The organism is Autumnicola edwardsiae (assembly GCF_031846505.1).
Taxonomy (GTDB): Bacteria; Bacteroidota; Bacteroidia; order Flavobacteriales; family Flavobacteriaceae; genus Autumnicola; species Autumnicola edwardsiae.
Genome location: NZ_JAVRHP010000239.1, coordinates 1 through 1412, shown reverse-complemented (window position 1 = coordinate 1412; position 1412 = coordinate 1). Strand labels below are relative to the sequence as shown.

The following is a 1412-nucleotide window of genomic DNA, read 5'->3' as shown; positions in this document are numbered from 1 at the left end:
TTTTCGAGAATACTCGCAGAAGTCGAATTGTTCGGAAGTTGATTTATGGATTGCAGAATAATCCCAATCGCACCATTCTGTTTACGAATGGCTTGATAGTAGAATTCCACGCTTTCCAACACGTTTTCAAACTTCAGTTGCTTGGCGAACTCGTCAAAGAGGATGATTCCCTTTTCAGCACGGTTCTTCCAGATGGTTCTTTGAATAGCTGATTTGATGAGCTTGAGCATTACGGACAGGATTTCCTTGTTATCTTTTACTTCATCCAGTTCAAAAACAATCAATTGCTTATCTTCAATTTTATAGGTCTGGTCTTCGCTTACTTCAAACAGGAAACTATATAGACCATCGCCGACATATTCGGACATTACGTGCAAGAAACTCGTGACATTGAAATAGTCGGGATGGATTTTTAAGGTGCTCAGAAGGTCGTTCTGATTCCTTTCTATAAAGCTGTAAAAACCATCCAACGAGTGATTTTCTGAAGTGCTATCGTAATAATGGCGCAGTATCTTTTTGACCGATACTGATTGTGCTTTGGTCACTTTTAAATCTGAAGCGAAAAGTTCAAACAAAAAAACGGATAGATCTTCCAGCCGCTCAGGTGTCAGGTCATTCGCATCACTTATGTAAAAGGGATTGATACCTAAGTTTTTGCCGCTTTCGTAGCGAAGCACCGTGTATTTTTCAGGATAGAGTTTGGCGAACTTGGTGTATGAACCACCCAAGTCTATAATGACGAGACGAACACCACTTTCAAAATACTGACGCAAGATGTTATTGGCCAAAAAGGATTTACCTTCACCCGTTGGCGCAAAAATGGCAAAGTTCCTTGCCTTGATACGTTTCTTTTTTTCATCCCAAACATCCTTCAGTACAGGAATGTTATGCTCTCGGTCATTAAAGATGATTCCGGTGTTATCGCTTTTGTAATTGGTATTATTGATAAACAGGCAAAGTGCGTGTTTCAAATCGGTTACGTATAAATCGTTGTTTGAGAAATTGGAAGAGAAACAGCAGTAACTGTTTAGAATATAATTTTTGCGTTCTTCGCCTCTTGGATAGTATGGGATGATGTCCAATTCCTTAAATTCAGTCTTTATTTTTGAAGTAATTTTATCAAGTTCTTTGGCTTCCTTTGCCCAATAAACAATGTTCAGATGACCACGGATAATTCTGGCATTGTCATCGGCATTGATTTGGTCAAGGATGTGCTGGATTTTACCAAGAACCACTTTATTCTGTGAACCGAAGTTGGAACTTTTGTTGAGTTCCTCAATCTTTTTATCCAGTAGCTTGCGCCACTTCTGTTTGTCATCGAGATATAGGATTTGGTTGACAATGTGGTTTTCGTTAAGCGTAAGCCCTAGACCATCAATAAACCCTTGGTGAAACACAAAATCGTCAGAAGT

The 1412-nt window shown here is 39.2% G+C and carries 1 protein-coding gene; it reads right to left on the bottom strand.

Translation table 11 applies throughout. From position 1 onward, the window contains the following. The coding region (locus tag RM529_RS17360; protein ID WP_311485999.1) for a VirB4 family type IV secretion system protein at nucleotides 1-1412 on the bottom strand (1412 nt) is incomplete at both ends.